Genomic DNA, 17002 nt, shown 5'->3' with positions numbered 1-17002 from the left:
GATGCATCGCCGATGGTAGTGTGGGGTTTCCCCATGTGAGAGTAGGTCATCGTCAAGATTAAATTCCGAAACCCCTATCTGCGTATGCAGGTAGGGGTTTTGTTTTGTCCGCAGGAAAGTGCGAACGGACATTACCGGTACTTGATCACAATCCCTTTGAGTTTCCGACCTTCGATGGTTTTTACGTCGCGAGCCCAAAGCGGACCGTTGACATAGGCGCCCACCGGTTGGATATGGTCGTAGACCACCACCACGGCATCGCCGCCGAGCTTGGCGGACTCTTCGTGTAGTTTTTCTTCTACCTGAGTGATGGGAGGAGCAGGCTCGACGCTCGCATCGATGAGCGCCTCACCCAATCGGACGTGAGGGCGCAGGGGCTCTGTGCGCAGCACCACGACTTCGCTGGCGAGCGTCGGCGCGGGATGCTCCACGCCCACATAGGCGGTGGTCTGGGCATCGACGGTGGCGCACCCACTCAGCGCGAGTAGAGTGGCGGTGAGCCCTCCAGCCAGCAGTGACAGTTTGAAACGAGTGGACCAAGGCACGTCATTCGCAGGCATAGTAAGGTTCCTCCGAACAATCCGCTGCTGTACGAGGTAGCGTGTTGACGGTAGCAGACGGTCCGGCAGTTGCCAGAAGCCCAACCTTTTCAGGTTGGGCTTTTTCATGCCTTGAGAAAGTTGAGTTTCATTGATCCTTTTCGCAATTCACCATCCACGACACACCAAACCGATCAACCAACATGCCGAAGCGAGCCGCCCAGAACGTGGTTTCCAGTGGCATTTCAACCTTGCCGCCGTCCGACAACGCAGAAAACACCCGTTTAGCCTCCGCAATGCTGTCGACATTCAGTGAAACCGAACAGCCGCTCATTTCGTCAGCGGGGCGATCAGGTGTTGTGTCCGAGCCCATGATTGCCTGATCGCCCACCAGCAGGCGGGTGTGGATGATCAGGTTGTGGTAGTCCGCCGGAAAGTGCTCGCGCGCGGGGCTTTCGCCGAAGGTCATCATGACTTCGATCTGGCCTGGCAGGCTTTGGGCATAGAAGGTGAAGGCGGCTTTGCAGTCGCCGTTGAAGATCAGGTAGGGATTGATTTTCATGCTTTGCTCCCGGTAACGAAGAAGCGGAGGGAGGTTAAATTCACCTCAGGTTCCGCAGTGATAGGGCTCCCATTAGCAAAGCGTTAGATGGCGGGATTGGCTGGAATCGTTTAGACGTTTTTTCTATTGAAGCGACGTGGCTTATGGCTTCCTGGATCCTCAAGCTGCTGCGCGTGGAGCCGAGGGGCGCAGCAAACGCTCGATGGCACCGCTGACCAGGTTTTCCAGCAGATCATCTCGCTCCGCTTCACTCAGCGTATGCTGCGCCAGCCAATTGGGCGCGCTGTTGAGTAAGTTGGCGATTGCATGTCCGGTGGCCAACAGGCCTTGCTCACTGAGCCGCGATCGGGCCCCAAGCATCATGAGCAATTTGCGCTCGTATTGCTCGCGCAGCTGCCGAACCCGTTCCTGTTGCTCTTCATTCAGGCAGCCGCTGTCACGCTCTGCCAGACGAAAATGCCAGGGCATCTCCTGATGCAGGTTCAAATGCGCTCGGATCAGGGCATGGAGTTTGTCACGTTTTGCCGGCGCCTTTTGCTCGATCCGCCCCAAGGTTGCCAGCAACTCTTCGTAGAACTCTTCGATCAGGTCGAGCAGCAAGTGCTGTTTGCTGGGGTAATGGTGATACAACGAGCCGGGAGCGAGCCCCAGGCAGGTCGCGAGCTCACGCATGCCGACCTGTCCGAAACCTTTGCAGGCGAACAGCTCCAGCACCTTGTCCCGGTACTCGGCAAAGCGCGAGCAACGCTCAGGCATAGGCATGGAAGCCACGCCCCGTTTTGCGCCCCAGGTAACCGGCGGCGACCATTTCCTTGAGCAGTGGAGCAGGGCGGTACTTGCTATCGTTGAAGCCCTCGTAGAAGGCTTCGAGGATCGCCAGCACGGTGTCCAGGCCGATCAGGTCCGCCAACGCCAACGGCCCGATTGGCTGATTGCAGCCCAGGCGCATGCCGGCGTCGATATCTTCGGCGCTGGCCAGGCCTTCCTGAAACACCAGGATCGCTTCGTTGATCATTGGCACCAGAATCCGGTTGACCACGAAACCCGGACGGTTGCCCGCGGTGATCGCGGTTTTGCCGAGAGTGGTCGCCATGTCCAGCGCCAGGGCGTGGGTGGCGTCGCTGGTTTGCAAACCGCGAATCACCTCGATCAGGCCCATCACCGGCACCGGGTTGAAGAAGTGCAGGCCGATGAAGCGCTCAGGTTGGCTGACACTGGCAGCGAGCTGGGTAATGGACAGCGAAGACGTGTTGGAGGCAATCACGCAATCGTTGCTGACCTGCGCGGCGATCTGTTGCAGCACGCGCAGTTTCAGCTCGAGGTTTTCGGTCGCGGCTTCGATCACCAGTTGCACGTTCAGCAGGCTGCTGTAATCGGTGCTGGTACGGATCTTGTCCAGGGCGGCGAGCTTTTGCTCTTGTGTCAGCGTTTCCTTGGTGATCTGTCGATCGAGGTTTTTACTGACGGTTGCGACGGCCTTTTGCAGGGCGCTCTCGGAGATGTCGAGCAAGGTCACGTTAAAACCGGCCAAGGCGCAGACTTGCGCAATGCCATTGCCCATGGTGCCCGCGCCGATCACGCCAATGTTTTGCAGATTCATGTTCTGTCCTTCCGATCAAATCCCGCGATACCTTGGCCGCCGTAGTGGCCGAAGGCGTACTATTGGCCGCGAGTCTAGAGCCGGCAGGGCGGTTGTCCTATGCCGAAACTGTTCAACGGCACTGGTGTTTTTTGCCATTCGGGTGATGGGGAGAGAAGCGTTCACATGCGGGAAAAGGACTCGGTTTCCGCCTACTTCGTGCAGGCAATGATCCATGGGCTGGGAGACAATCCGCAACGTCAGAGGGCTGCGCTTGAACAGGCCGGCATTGATCCGGCGTTGATGGAGCAGCCCACCGCGCGTGTACCGGCGAGTGCGTTTGCCGCGTTGTGGTTGATTCAGATCCGCGAGCTCAACGATGAGTTCTTCGGGCTCGACTCCCATGGCATGCCGCCGGGCGGTTTCGCCCTGATCTGCCGGGCATTGATTCAGGAACCAGACCTGCACAAAGCCATGCGCCAGTGCCTGGCCAATTTCGCGCTATTCCTCCACGACTTTCGCGGCACGCTGACGGTGCGCGGAAAACGTGCGGTGATCAGCCTGCAGAACCACTCGCCAAACAGCGACGTCAGTCGTTTGGGCGAGGAGACGTTTCTGGTGTTGATGATCAGTCTGCTCTGCTGGCTGGGTGGCCGGCGCATCCCCATCGACCGCGCAGACTTTCGCCATCAGCGTGTGTCGCTCAGCGATGACCGTTTACTCTGGGGACCGAACCTGACCTTTGGCGCGGAACGCACCGAAATCGAGTTCGCCAGCCACTACCTGCGTCTGCCGGTGGTTCAGGATCTGGCATCTCTGAAAGTGTTTTTGCGCACCGCGCCGCAATGGCTGGTGATCCGTTTTCGCAATCAGCACGGCCTGGCGTCGCAGGTCCACCAGCGCCTGCGTAACAGCCATTACAGCCAATGGCCGACCTTGCAGGCCTTCGCCCTGGAACAGCACCTGAGCCCCAGCACCTTCCGCCGTAAGCTCGAACGGGAAGGGTGTTCGTATCAGGAGATCAAGGACGAGGTGCGGCGTGGCGTTGCCTTCGAACAGCTGCGCCAGAGCCGAGCGAGCATCAGTGACATTGCCGAGCAGCTTGGCTTTCAGGAACCGAGTGCGTTCCATCGGGCGTTCAAGAAGTGGACGGGAGAAAGTCCGGGACGGTATCGGGCGAGGTATCAGGGGGAGCTCACGGAGTGAACCCTGTTCTTGATCGTTTCACATCATTACTCGACCAGGCGAGACGCGCCTTGCTGCTGGTCTGGGCAACGTCTCGCGGACTGTTTCTGGGATTGGTACTGGCTACGCTGATCGCCGGCGTACTTCCTGCACTAGCCGCGTGGTTAGGCCAACGTATCGTCGATGCGGTCGTCACCGCCATGCAGTTGCACGCGCAACAGGGCAGTGCGCCGTTGTGGCCGGTCGTGCGTTATGTGCTGTTTGAAGCGGGCGTGCTTGCGTTGCTGTCCGGGACTCAGCGTGCGCTGTCGGTCCAGCAATCGCTGTTGCGAGTGCAGTTGGGGCAAAAGGTCAACACGATGATTCTGGAGAAGGCCCAGACGTTATCGCTGGTGCAGTTCGAGAATTCCGAGTTCTACGACAAACTGGTTCGGGTGCGCCGCGAAGCCTCGACCCGGCCATTGGCGCTGGTGATGAAGTCGTTGGGGCTGATTCAGAATCTGATCGTGTTGATCAGCTTCGGCGTGTTGCTGGTGCATTTTTCGCCTTGGGCGCTGGTGTTGCTGGTGATCGGCGCGTTGCCGGTGTTCTTTGCCGAAGCGCATTTTTCCGGTGATGCTTTCAGACTTTTCACTCGCCGTGCGCCAGAAAGTCGGCAACAAAGCTACATCGAGACGCTGCTCTCCCACGAGGGCTACATCAAAGAGGTCAAACTGTTCGGCTTCGCGCCGCTGCTATTGAAACGTTATCGCGAGACGTTCGCGCGGCTCTATGCCGAAGACCGGCGCCTGACGCTACGTCGAGATAGCTGGGGATTTGTCCTCGGTCTACTGGGCACCGGCGCGTTTTATCTGGCCTATGCCTGGGTCGTGGTCGATACCGTCCATGGCAACATCAGCCTCGGTCAGATGACCATGTACCTGGTGTTGTTCAAGCAGGGGCAGACGGCAGTAAGCAGCAGCTTGAGTGCCATCAGCGGTCTCTACGAGGATGGCCTTTACCTCTCCAGTCTTTATGAATACCTGGCCGAGCCTGTTGTGGCGGATAACGGCAACCTCACCGTGGGCGCCGTGCCCGGCGATGGCCTGCGTTTCGAAAACGTCGGCTTCCGTTATCCGGGAGCCAGTCGCGCTGCGTTGGAAGGCATCGATCTTCACCTTGTGCCCGGGCACAGTGTGGCGCTGGTGGGGGAGAACGGTTCGGGCAAGACCACGCTGATCAAATTGCTGACTCGGCTGTACCGTCCTGATCAGGGCCGCATCCTGCTGGACGGCAGCGATCTGCAAGCGTGGGAAGAAGACGCGCTGCGGCGGCGCATCGGGGTGATTTTTCAGGACTACATCCGCTACCAATTCTCCGTCGGCGAGAACATCGGTGTGGGTGACACGCTGGCGTTCAACGATGAACAGCGCTGGCAGGAGGCCGCAGCCGAGGGCATGGCCGCGCCCTTCATCGAGGGGCTGGATCGAGGGTATGCCACGCAATTGGGGCGGTGGTTCGCCGGGGGGCAGGAGCTGTCCGGCGGGCAATGGCAGAAGATCGCGTTGTCGCGCGCCTACATGCGGCGCAACGCCGATATTCTGATTCTGGATGAGCCAACTTCTGCACTCGACCCGGCGGCGGAAGCGGCGGTGTTCGAGCATTTCAGTGAACACACCGAAGGCCGGATGACGTTGCTGATTTCTCACCGGTTTTCCAGCGTGCGCAATGCGGACCACATCATCGTGCTGGACCATGGAGCGATCCTTGAGCGGGGCGATCACGACAGTCTGGTGGCCGCGGGCGGGCGCTATGCGCAGTTGTTTGATTTGCAGGCCCGTGGCTACCGATAGCGCTCAAGACTCCCGAGAAACCCGAGTTACCGTCGGCCCGGCCATCTGCGGTGGTTTTGCCTTCATCAAGCCTTCGAGTGCCTGGCGATACTGGCTACCACCCAGGCTCATGCTGTTGTTGTGTGTACCACCGGGCACCAATAACAGGCGCTTGGGTTCGTTGGCGGCATTGAACAACTGCTGGCTGAATCGCGAGGGCATGAACGGGTCGGCCAGGCCATGGACCACCAGCAACGGCATGTTGATGTCGACGATCTTGTCGATGGAGTCGAATTTCTGCGACAGCAGCCAGCGCACCGGCAACCATTTCACTGGCAGGTTGCTGTCGGCCACTTGCGCCACGGCATCGCCCAGCGAGGTGAAAGTGGATTCGATCACCAGACCGCGCACCGGCACCACGCCATGGTCCTTTTTCGCCTGTGCGGCCAGGTCTGCCGCCAGGTCGATAGCCACTGCGCCACCGAGGGAGTGGCCGTAGATCAGGCGCTTGTTGGCGTCCGGTTGCATCTTGGTGAAGCGCTCCCAGGCGGCTCGGGCGTCTTCGTAAACACTGGCTTCGGACGGCAGATCCCCCTTGCTCTGGCCAAACCCGCGGTAGTCGATGGCCAGCACCGAATAGCCCATGGCGCGCAATTGCTCGATGCGGAACGCCTGGCCCGTCAGGTTCCAGCGCACGCCATGCAGGTAGAGGATCGAGGGCGCATCGCGACGCGCGGCCGGCCACCACCAGGCATGCAGGCTTTGCCCGGCCTTGAAGTTGGCGGGTTTGATGTCGAATTCCTGAACGTCCTGCGGCAGACCGCGATACCAGCCAGCGTTGCCCGGCTCGATACGAAACAGCAACTCGCGCTCTGTGTACTTGAGCACACCGCAGCTCACCGGCAAGCCGACGATTAGTATGGCCATGCACAGCAGCGGCAGCCAGCGTCGGCGCGGACGCGTGAGAAGGGAAGAGGGCATGGGTGGGTCCATCAGCTCAGACATGAAGCTCGCTTTTTAACAGAAGCGCTCCGGGTGCAGTGAGTTTTTCGACAGTCGTACGGGCGCATTTGATGCAAATTGCTGCAACGCGCCGCCGCCCCCATAAGGGCAACTGGATCAGCTCGACCCACCGATCTAACCTGTAGGAGATTCTGTTCAGCAGCCTCTTCATCGCCGGTCCGAAACGGCCGGCGCTCAATGTCCGTTTCACCGGAGCCTTGCGTGATGCCCGAATCCAATCGTTTCGAGGAAGTCGTGACCCTGATCGTCAAACACCGGGTCAAGGCCGGTTTTGAAGTGCCTTACGAAGCCTGGCTTCGACACATCGTGGGTGTGGCGGGGCAGAGCGAAGGGCATTTGGGCGTGGACGTGATTCGCGGCAAGAGCGGCGGCCTGGATATGTTCACCTGCGTGCTGCGTTTTTGCTCCACCGAGGCGATGCAGCGCTGGCTCGATTCGCCGCAACGGCAAGCACTGGTCAACGAAGCCACGCCAATGCTGGCGGACGGTGATCAGACTGAGGTCAGTCCGGTTAATGAATTCTGGTTCGCCCCGCAGGCCGAAGCGGGATCGCCACCGCCGCGCTGGAAGCAGGCCGTGGTGACGTTGTTGGTGATTCTGCCGCACACTTTGCTGGTGCCGCTGATCTGGGGGCCGTTGCTGCAGCTCAACGCTTTCCTCTCCAATTACATCGTTGCCACCTTCCTGATCACCCTGACCATCGTGCTGTCGGTGGTGTACCTGTTCATGCCGATGGCGACGCGATTGTTCGCGCCCTGGCTGTCCCGCTCCGTTGCGAGTCGCTGACGTTATCGGCGGTTAACACGATCCATTGTAGGAGCCGGAGCAAGCTCGGCTCCTACAGTGATTTGTGTTGTTTGGGCATCAGCGGTTGTCAGGACTTTTTGTCATCGCCAGGCTCGCCACCAACATGCACACCATGGTCGTCACCCGGTTCACCGCCGACATGCACACCGTGGTCATCGCCAATTTCACCGGAGCGATGCACGCCGTGGTCATCGCCGATTTCACCGGAGCGATGCACGCCATGATCATCCCCCGCTTCGGCATGAGTGCCGCTACGCCCGGAGGACGATGAGGCTGAATCGCCGGAATGACCCGAGCCATGGTCGCTGCCACTGTGACCGCTGCCACTGTTGCCGCCACTTCCGCTTCCGCCGTGACCACCGCCATTGCCGCCGCCACCGCCGCCACCATTACCGCCGCCACCGCCACCATTGCCGCCGCCACCACTTCCACCGCCGCCACCATTGCCGCCGCCACCACTTCCACCGCCGCCACCATTACCGCCGCCACCACCACCATTGCCGCCACCGCCACCGCCACCGCCGCCTCCACTACCGCCACTGCCTCCGTCTTTGGCTTGAGCACTCGACATACCGGACAGGCTATCCGGTATCAGAACGGTGGATGCCGACAGAACTGCGCCAATAGCCACTGCGAGCAAAAGCTTTTTCATGTGCATATCGTTCTCCGTCTTCTTATTCAGCTTGGAACGTTGATGAATGCAACTTGCTGCCTGATTCAGTGGGTAAACACCTCACCGTACGGTTTTATTCAGTTGTCACGTCGATGAGTTCTGAAACGTCCAGCTCGACCCTGTTCCAGGGGTCAGTGAATACTCGAGGCCAGCTCGAAAATCGGGATGTACATCAGGATCACGATCACCCCGATCAGCAGGCCGATGAAGGTCATGAGCAAGGGTTCGAACAACCGCACGAACCATTCGATCCAGCGGCTGATTTCTTCGTCGTAGAAGTCGGCGCTGCGCTCCATCATTTGCCCGAGGTTGCCGGACTGCTCGCCAGCACGCAGTAAGCGCAGGGACACCGGTGTCACGAGGTGATTGAGTTCCAGCGCGGTCGATAGCGACTGACCCTCGCGCACCCGTTCGCAGGCCTGGTCCAGACGCGCGCGGGAGGCGACGGTGAGCAGGCCGCGAACCATGCCCATGGCGGTGACGAGGGGAATCCCGCCTTGCAGCAGAATCCCCAGCGAGCGGTAGAAGCGCGCCAGTTCGTACATGAAAATGCGTTGATGGACCGCCGGGAGTTTTTCAATCACACGGTCCAGGCCTCGACGAAAGGCCGGTTGGCGCTGGAGGAAAGTGAGGGCGACGATGATCGCCAGCAATGCGCCGAAGAATTCGCCCTGATGGGTGTGCAGGAACATCCCGCTGCTCATCAGGATCTGCGACAGCCACGGCAGGTTCGAGCCCAGCCCTTCGAACACCAGGCTGAAGCGCGGCACCACGTAGCCCATCAGAAACAACACCACGCCACCCCCCACCACCAGCAACAGCAGGGGGTAGATCGAAGCGCTGACGATTTTTTGCCGAACCTCGTCCATGCGCTGGCGATAGCTGACATAGCGGCCCAAGGCATCGCCCACGGCGCCGGTCTTCTCGCTGGACTGCACCAACGCTACGTAGAGCGGAGGGAAAACCGCCGACAATTGGGCCAGTGCCTGGGAGAACGATTTGCCTTCATAAAGCAGGCGCACCAGTTCGCTCAAGGTCTTGCGGGCCTGGGGCGCGTTCTCTTTTTCCGCCAGGCTTTCCAGCGCATCGATCAACGGCAGGCCCGCATTGAGCAGCGTCGTCAGTTCCTGGCTGAACAGCACCAGGTTGAAGGTCTCGCGCTGTCGAACCCGCAGCGCACGCCAGTGACGCTCGGCGTACAGGCTGATCACCCGATAGCCCTGGTCTTCGACGATGCACCGGGCTTCGCTGTGGCCGAGCGCCTCGACGGTCATCGAGACGACGCCGGCCTTGCCAACGGCTTTGAGATGAAAACGCATGATCGCCTCCCGTCATTGCCAGCTGGTGACTTCGGCGTTTTCGCCTTCGCCGCCGGGTTGTCCGTCCTTGCCCATGGACAGCAAGTCGTATTCGCCGTTTTCGCCGGGGCAGCGATAGCTGTAGTTACGGCCCCACGGATCCTGCGGGAGTTTTTTCTGCAAGTAAGGGCCGGTCCATTTGGTTTCATCGCTGGGCGCGGTGACCAGCGCCTGCAAACCCTGTTCGGTCGACGGGTAATGACCGACCTCCAGACGGTACAGGTCCAGTGCCTTGCCCAGGCCTTCTATTTGCGCCTTGGCAACCTTCACTTCGGAGCGGCCCAGTTGGGCGAAATATTTCGGCGCGACGATGCCAGCCAACAGCCCCAGCACCACCAACACCACCAACAGTTCGAGCAGGGTGAACCCGCTTTGAGCACGCGGGGCGGAACGCAAACGCTGATTCATGATGACCTCACACAGTCGGCAGAAGGGTCGCTATGAAGGCTTATGCAATTGCCATGCACATGCCCGGAGATCCTTCTGCAACCCCTGAATTACGGGCCTTTGCGCATCCGGCGCAGTGCTTGCATATGGCTGGTTTACTACCGGCCATTGGGGCATTAGCCCCATTTTTCGGGGCCGGGCAGGGGAGGCAGAAAAATGAAAACACTCACCACAGGACTGCTCGGTCTGCTGGTTCTGACCGGCGTCGTACAGGCCGATGTGTTCGTTTCCGTGGACGCCAAGGGCAGCTACGTTCTGTCCAATGTCCACCATCCCGGCCGCACCTATGAACGGGTGATTCACGAGCCAGAATCCACCCGGGTCAGCATGGATCAGCAACCCCAGATGATTGCCCGGCAGCCCTATGCCGAACTGGTTTCGGCGGCTGCCACGGCCAATCAGTTACCGGCGGCGCTGTTGCATGCCGTGATTCAGGCCGAGTCCGCCTACGACTCCGGTGCCCGGTCACCCAAGGGGGCTGGAGGGTTGATGCAATTGATGCCTGACACCGCCCGGGAGTTGGGGGTGAAGAATGTCTACGACCCGAAAGCCAACATCCAGGGTGGCGCCAAGTACCTGAAGCACCTGATGACCCTGTTCGATAACGACATTAGCCTCGCCGTGGCGGCCTACAACGCCGGGCCGCAAGCGGTGCTCAGCCGTGGCGGGGTGATCCCGCCGTTCGCCGAAACCCAGCGTTACGTGCCCAGTGTCTTGCGCCAATACCGACGCTTGCAGGGCCTGGCCGCGGATGCGCCGCTCTGATTGGGGGTTTCCCCCATATGTGGGGCAACCCGATCCGTACCGCCGAACGCAGCCTCGCAAGCTCGACAGCTGCTACAGAGCCGAACGCCGACTTCGACGGTTGTTACGAAATTTGCGTTTTGGGGGGAGTTTCTTCAGCCCGAAAAGTGGGGGGAATAGATGGGGAATATCCCCCGAGTTGTTAAGTCGTTTATGTAACCGTTTGAAAAATAACTAAATTATTTATGGCATGCGGATTGCTCAAGGGGATTTGTCGAGATTTATTCCTAATGAGTACCACAGCGAGGCCCGTGATCATGACCGGCATACCCTACGCTCCGTCCTTGTTAAATCTGCTGCTGTTGGTGGCATCGATGCTGGGCATCGAGCTGGTCGAAGCGGCCGTGCGCTGCGAGCGTAATCTGGTGGCCAACGTCGTGGCCTTGGATCAGCCGCTGATGTTCAACCGCCTCGGCGCGCAGAACGTCAACGGCATGATGTTCGCCCTGCGCCGCGATGTGGTCGATGACCGCGAGATGTCCCTGGCCCAGGGCGGGGCGGCAGTGCCGGGCAAAGTCTCGCTGCGGCCCGACAAGCGTCCGCGTCCACTGGTACTGCGCGTCGCTGCCGGTGACTGCCTGACCATCAACTTGCAGAACTTGCTCGCCTACCAGGCCAACCCCGGCAGCCATGAAAACGGGGATGAGGGTGAGATTGAGGGCGAAGTCGCCATCGGCAACGTAGACCAATTCAAGGTCGATGAACAGGTCGCCGACCGCCACGTCGGCTTCCAGGTCAATGGCATGCAAGCGGTCAACAGCATCGACGACATTGCGTCCTATACCGGGCGCAACGCCAATACCTTGATTGCCCCCGGCGCTACCCGTTCCTACACTCTGTACGCCGAGCGCGAAGGGGCGTTTGCCGCCAGCAGCCGCGGCGCGACCTTCGGGGGTGAAGGGGATGCGGGCAACGTGGCCAACGGACTGTTCGGCCAAGTGGTAGTGGTGCCCAAGGGCGGTCGCACCTATCGCAACACCGTGACCGAAGAAGAGATGCGCCTGGCCAGCGTCGGCCGCACCCCGACCGGACAACCCATCGTTGATTACCAGGCGCGCTATCCACAACGCGAGCCGTGGATCCGTGAAGGCAAGGCCGGCACGCCGATCATCAACATGGTCGACGGCAATGAAATCATTTCCAGCGAAAGCGACGCGATCGTGATGGGCAGCAACGCCGACGGCAGCTTCCCGCCGTCGACCTATCCGCTGGAAGCCATTGGAAAACGCAACCCGGCGATCCCGAATCGTCTGGAACCGTTCCGCGATTTCGCCTCGCAGTTCCAGGATGAAACTGCCGCGACCCAGGCGTTCCCCGCTTACTGGGCGGACCCGGTGATGGCCCACGTGCTGGAGCCGACTCGCGACTCGTTCATGATCAACTATGGCTCCGGAGGCATGGGCGCCGAAGTGGTCGCCAACCGTTTGGGCGTCGGGCCGATGCACGATTGCCTGTCCTGCGCCTATGAAGAATTCTTCCTCAGCTCCCACACCGTCGGCGATGTGGCCATGCTGGTGGACGTGCCGGCCAACGCCGGCCTGGAAAATATTCGTCCCGGTGAAACGCCGAGCGCCGATCAGATCGGGGTCAAGGCGACCATGGCGCTGTACCCGTCCGAGCCGTCCAACGTCAACCACAGCTACATCGGCGACTTCATCAAATTCCGCAACACCCACAACGGCCACGAACAGCACATCTTCCACCTGCACGGGCATCAGTGGTTGTTCAACCCCAACGACGACAACTCCGACTATGTGGACGCCCAAGGCATCGGTCCGGGCGCCGGTTACACCTACGAAATCGCCAACGGGGGCTCGGGCAACCGCAACCGGGTCGCGGGCGATGCGATCTATCACTGCCACTTCTACCCGCACTTTGCCCAAGGCATGTGGAGCATGTGGCGGGTGCATGACGTATTCGAAGAGGGCATCAAACTCGAGGTGTCCCAGCAGGGCGCCGACGGTTATCACAGCGAACCTTATGCACTGCGCAGCGGTAAACCGGCCGCTGGCGCCCGGGCCTTGCCCGACGGTGAGATCGTTGCCGGTACGCCGATTCCAGCGGTCGTACCGCTGCCAGGCAAAGCCATGGCACCGATGCCGGGCAAAGTCGCGGTCGTGCCGAAAATCGGCGAAACCCTAGTGGCCGGTGGCGATGACGGCGAAGGTGATGATGACGGCGAGCATCATGGCGGTAACGGCGGCGCTCACGCCATCGGTTCCCTGGCCCTGGTGGATCGCAGTGAAGCCAACCGCAATGCCGACGGCAGCCTGAAAAACCCTGGGTATCCGTTCTGGATCGGCGGCATGGAAAGCTCGGTCGGCCAACGCCCACCGACCCCACCGCTGGACATGCTCGACGCTGCCAAGGCGCAGGCCTTGAAAACCAGCGGCAACGCCTTGTGGGCCAATCTCGACCCGGCTCAGTCCGGTGGCTGGGACGGCGGCCTGGGGCGCCATTCTCTGGACGGTTTCTCCTCCGGTGGCCGGGCACACACCATTACCACGTCTCTGGATTTCTCCAAGGAAGTGACACGCGCCAAGCCCATTTACATGCCGGAAGAAGGCACCGAAATCGAACAGGCGGCCATGGCGTTCCACGCCAGAAAAGACCACCCAAGCTTCGCTGTGCTGCCCGGTAATCAAATCGTGGCGCGCAGCTTCCGCACCAACGGCGCCTTGCCGATCGCGGGCGCACCGTATTACGAACCGTGCATGGATGACCGGCAAAAACGCCTGACCAGTAGCGCCAGCACCGGCGAGTTCAACAGCGGTGAGCGGGTTGATGGCATGTCCTTCAGCGGTTCCTCGACGTTCACCGCCGACCGTCCACGGGTCTATAAAGCCGCGAACATTCAGTTCGATGCGGTCTACAACAAAGTCGGTTACCACTTCCCGCAAGCGCGCATTCTCGCGCTGTGGGAAGACGCCTGGCCGGTGATCAACAAGCAGCGGCCGCCAGAGCCTCTGGTGATGCGCATGAACACCTTCGACTGCGTGCAGTACCAGCAAACCAACCTGGTGCCGGCCACCTATGAAATTGACGACTATCAGGTGCGCACGCCAACCGACGTGATCGGCCAGCACATTCACCTGCCGAAATGGGACCTGACGGCTGCTGACGGTTCGGCCAACGGCTGGAACTACGAAGACGGCGTACTTTCCCCCGGTGCAGTGCAAGAACGCATCCACGCCATTCGCGAGTTCAACCAGTGCCAAGGCACCGATCCTCGTGACGGCACGCCGACCTGCCCGAAAGCGAAGGCTCACCCGTTCTTCGGCCAATACGGCCGGGCCGACTGGGTCGGCGCGCGCACGGTGATGCAGCGCTGGTTTGTCGATCCGGTGGTGAACGCCAAAGGCGTCGACCGTGGCCTGGGAACCATTTTCACCCACGACCACCTTGGCCCATCGACTCACCAACAGATCGGTCTGTACGCCACCGTGTTGGCAGAACCGGCCGGTTCGACCTGGTTCCACGCCGAAACCGGCGAGCCGTTGTACAGCGGCGCGCGGCAGGACGGCGGACCCACTTCGTGGCAAGCGGTGGTGTCCACCGGTGACCTGGACGGCGACGGCAAGAACGACAGCTTCCGTGAGTTCTTCCTCGAATACAGCGACTTCCAGCACGCCTATGAAGCCGGTGTGTACGTGGGCGCCGGTCCTAACGGCGTGCCTAATCCGCAAGCCTTCCCGGCCACGGCTGACAGCTTCCGCTACGCGATCAACCCACCGGTGCGAAAAGAAGCCGAGACCCTGCTTGAACAGGTGGTCGAAGCCCGCGGTGGACTGATGCCCGGTTGCCCAAGCCGGCCATGCCCACAAGCTATCTCGGTCGATGACCCTGGCATGTTCGTGGTCAATTACCGCAACGAACCGCTGGCCCTGCGGGTGTACGACCCGAACAAGGTCGGCCCGGACGGCAAGCGTGGTATGCAGGCCGACGGCCTCGGCGGCGACCTGGCGTACGCCATGCAAAGCCGTACCGACCGCGCCATCCCGGCGATGAACCTGGCGCCGAACCTGGTGACTGCAGCCACCGGCCCAACCGGCGGAACCACGCTGTTCCCGCCACACATCAACCGTGGCGGCGCCGAACCGGGTGACCCGTTCACTCCGATGCTGCGCACCTACACCGGGGACAACGTCCGGTTGCGGGTGCATGCCGGTGGTCACGAAGAAGAGCACAACGTGACCCTGCACGGCGTGAAGTGGCTGCAAAGCGGTTCCGGTTATGGCAACAGCTCCAACTCCGGCTGGCGCTCGTCGCAGATGCTCGGGATCTCCGAGCAGATGGGCTTCAATGCGCCGGTGTCGATGATCTCCAGCGCGGCCGCGACCACCGGGGATTACCTGTACTCGATGGACGCCTCCCTGGAAGGTTACTGGAGCGGGATCTGGGGCGTGATGCGCAACTACACGGCCCAGCGCAGCGACCTGTTCGCGCTGCCGAACAACGCGAAACCGGCCGGTATGCGCAACACCGTGGCATTCGATGGCATCTGCCCACGGTACGGCGCCAACCCTAACGGCATCGGCACCCGGCCGACGCCACAACGCAACTATGAAGTGGTCGCGGCGCTGGCCAACGACATCCTGGGCAATCCGCTGAACCTGTCGATGGCCGATCCGGCCGGTATCGGGCAACACGTCGGCGGGGCGTTGAAGCCGGCGGGCGGCACCCTGGTGTACAACTCGCGGGCAGTGAGCATTCCTCAGGTCACGGTGACCGACCCTGTGGAGGGGACCTTCACCATCGGCGGGCAAAGCGGGCCATTGCATGACCCGACGGCGATCCTTTATGTGCGCAAGGGCGACCTCGATCCGATCACCGGCAAGCTCAAACCCGGTGTGCCTGTCGAACCGCTGGTGCTGCGTGTGGCGGCCGGTGACTGCATCAACATCACGCTGGAAAACCGTCTGCCCATGGTGATGCCGGATCTGACTCAGACGGCTTCGGTAATGGGCATGGTCAAGCGTGACCGCAACGATGGCGAGGGCTCGACCACCTTCAGCAATAACCTGATGCGGCCGTCCAGCACGGTGGGCCTGCGCGCACAACTGCTGGCGTACGACATCACCAAATCCGACGGGACAAACGTCGGCACCAACCCGACCCAGACCGTGCCGCCGCGTGTTGGCAATGTTGGGGCGTACCCGACGCGGACCTATCAGTACTACGCCGGGCACCTGGAGCGTGAAGGCAAACCGGTCACGCAACTGGGCCGCAGTGTCGACAACATCAACGCCACGGCGGTGGAATTCGGCGGGCTGAATTTCACCCCGGCGGACGTCATCAAGCAGCCGCAAAAAGGCCTTGGCGGTGCGATGAGCATCCTGCCGATCGGCGCCACCTGGATTGACGATGCACGCAAAGTATCGGCGACGGTCACCGCACCGGGGCAAACCACCTACCGCGATTTTGCGATGGTCTGGCAGAAGGCGTTGAACATGCGCTGGGCCAATGGTCGTCCGGTGGAAGGTATTGCCTCGGAGGCCGGTGTACCGACCGATCCGCAAGACAACTCGAGCATGGCCATCAACTACAAGACCGAGCCGATGTGGTTCCGCTTCGGTCTGCCACCGGATGCGCCGTTCGGGCACGCAGGCGGCTCAGGTTACGGCGACGTGCCTAATGCGCACATGGCCTTCAGCAATGCGCTGGTGGGGGGCGATCCGCAAACGCCGGTGCTGTATGTGAAACCGGGGCAACCGTTCCGCACCCACATCCTGATGCCGACGGGTGGCAGCCGTGGCTCGACCTTCCAGCTGGACGGTCACGTCTGGTCGGTCAACCCGTTCCAGTCGGAGAAGAGCGATACCGGTGGCTATCCAATGAGTTCACCTGGGGTGGGTTCGGTGCGGTTCGGTTTCAACCCGATGTCGATGTACATCGGCGCCCACGAAAGCATCTTGCCGGCGGCGCACTTCAGCTTCATGCACCCGAGCGCCGGGGGCAGCAATGCGATACCGGGCGACTACCTGTTCCGTGACTACGGCGCTTACGGCAACACCGCCGGGCTTTGGGGATTGCTGCGGGTGACCAACGAACCTGAACCGGCTCCGGTTCCGTAGGGCAGGGAAATAACGCAATACCTATGGGAGCGAGCTCGCTCGCGATGAGGCCAGCACATTCAACATTGATGTCGACTGTCAGACCGCTATCGCGAGCAAGCTCGCTCCCACAGGGGCGCGTTACGGCAGGCTCAGATTAG

General features: G+C 61.1%; 13 protein-coding genes. 5 read left to right on the top strand and 8 right to left on the bottom strand.

Annotated features, from left to right (window positions below; genetic code table 11):
• Positions 1-131: 131 nt before the first annotated feature.
• The 4 genes from E3W21_RS29675 to E3W21_RS29660 all read right to left on the bottom strand — a co-directional run bounded on the left by E3W21_RS29675 (position 132) and on the right by E3W21_RS29660 (position 2701).
• Complete coding sequence (locus E3W21_RS29675; protein WP_134423268.1) at positions 132-560, bottom strand: hypothetical protein; 429 nt, start codon at positions 558-560, stop codon at positions 132-134.
• A 127-nt stretch (positions 561-687) separates the two neighbouring features.
• Positions 688-1101 (bottom strand): VOC family protein, encoded by a 414-nt coding sequence (locus E3W21_RS29670; protein WP_134423266.1) that lies wholly within the window; start codon positions 1099-1101, stop codon positions 688-690.
• Positions 1102-1260: 159 nt separating this feature from the next.
• A complete protein-coding gene (locus E3W21_RS29665) occupies positions 1261-1863 on the bottom strand; it encodes a TetR/AcrR family transcriptional regulator (protein WP_134423264.1) in 603 nt (200 codons plus the stop codon).
• Entirely contained in the window at positions 1850-2701 is an 852-nt protein-coding gene (locus E3W21_RS29660) for a 3-hydroxybutyryl-CoA dehydrogenase (protein ID WP_134423262.1), read from the bottom strand. The genes E3W21_RS29665 and E3W21_RS29660 overlap by 14 nt, the downstream gene beginning before the upstream one ends.
• 165 nt (positions 2702-2866) lie before the next feature.
• On the opposite strand from E3W21_RS29660, the gene E3W21_RS29655 reads away from it, so the two are divergent.
• Complete coding sequence (locus tag E3W21_RS29655) at positions 2867-3886, top strand: AraC family transcriptional regulator (protein WP_134423260.1); 1020 nt, start codon at positions 2867-2869, stop codon at positions 3884-3886.
• Positions 3883-5697 (top strand): ABC transporter ATP-binding protein, encoded by a 1815-nt coding sequence (locus tag E3W21_RS29650; RefSeq protein WP_134423258.1) that lies wholly within the window; start codon positions 3883-3885, stop codon positions 5695-5697. The genes E3W21_RS29655 and E3W21_RS29650 overlap by 4 nt, the downstream gene beginning before the upstream one ends.
• Before the next feature lie 3 nt (positions 5698-5700).
• Here E3W21_RS29650 and E3W21_RS29645 read toward each other — a convergent pair whose 3' ends face one another.
• Positions 5701-6657: an alpha/beta hydrolase gene (locus E3W21_RS29645; RefSeq protein ID WP_134423256.1), complete on the bottom strand. Its 957-nt coding sequence runs from the start codon at positions 6655-6657 to the stop codon at positions 5701-5703.
• A 246-nt stretch (positions 6658-6903) separates the two neighbouring features.
• On the opposite strand from E3W21_RS29645, the gene E3W21_RS29635 reads away from it, so the two are divergent.
• Positions 6904-7485, top strand: a complete 582-nt coding sequence (locus E3W21_RS29635) for an antibiotic biosynthesis monooxygenase (RefSeq protein WP_134423254.1) — start codon at positions 6904-6906, stop codon at positions 7483-7485.
• 88 nt (positions 7486-7573) lie between these two features.
• On the opposite strand, the gene E3W21_RS31330 is transcribed toward E3W21_RS29635, so the two are convergent.
• From E3W21_RS31330 to gspG, 3 genes are all read right to left on the bottom strand, one after another.
• A complete protein-coding gene (locus E3W21_RS31330) occupies positions 7574-8164 on the bottom strand; it encodes a hypothetical protein (protein WP_256661699.1) in 591 nt (196 codons plus the stop codon).
• 146 nt (positions 8165-8310) lie between these two features.
• Positions 8311-9498: a type II secretion system F family protein gene (locus E3W21_RS29620; RefSeq protein WP_129443204.1), complete on the bottom strand. Its 1188-nt coding sequence runs from the start codon at positions 9496-9498 to the stop codon at positions 8311-8313.
• Positions 9499-9510: 12 nt separating this feature from the next.
• Entirely contained in the window at positions 9511-9945 is a 435-nt protein-coding gene (gene gspG / locus E3W21_RS29615) for a type II secretion system major pseudopilin GspG (RefSeq protein WP_129443206.1), read from the bottom strand.
• Between the two features lie 195 nt (positions 9946-10140).
• Between gspG and E3W21_RS29610 the strand changes: the two genes are divergently transcribed.
• The gene (locus E3W21_RS29610) at positions 10141-10749 is read left to right on the top strand and encodes a lytic transglycosylase domain-containing protein (protein ID WP_134423250.1); all 609 of its coding nucleotides are present in this window, start codon (positions 10141-10143) and stop codon (positions 10747-10749) included.
• 296 nt (positions 10750-11045) lie between these two features.
• Positions 11046-16862 carry a manganese-oxidizing multicopper oxidase MnxG gene (gene mnxG, locus E3W21_RS29605; protein WP_134423248.1) on the top strand — a complete coding sequence of 1939 codons (5817 nt, stop codon included), beginning with the start codon at positions 11046-11048 and terminating at the stop codon, positions 16860-16862.
• The last annotated feature ends 140 nt before the right edge of the window (positions 16863-17002 follow it).

The sequence above is a fragment of the Pseudomonas sp. F01002 genome (assembly GCF_004402115.1).
In the GTDB taxonomy this organism is placed as follows: domain Bacteria; phylum Pseudomonadota; class Gammaproteobacteria; order Pseudomonadales; family Pseudomonadaceae; genus Aquipseudomonas; species Aquipseudomonas frigoris.
This window is presented reverse-complemented; position numbering and strand designations above follow the sequence as displayed.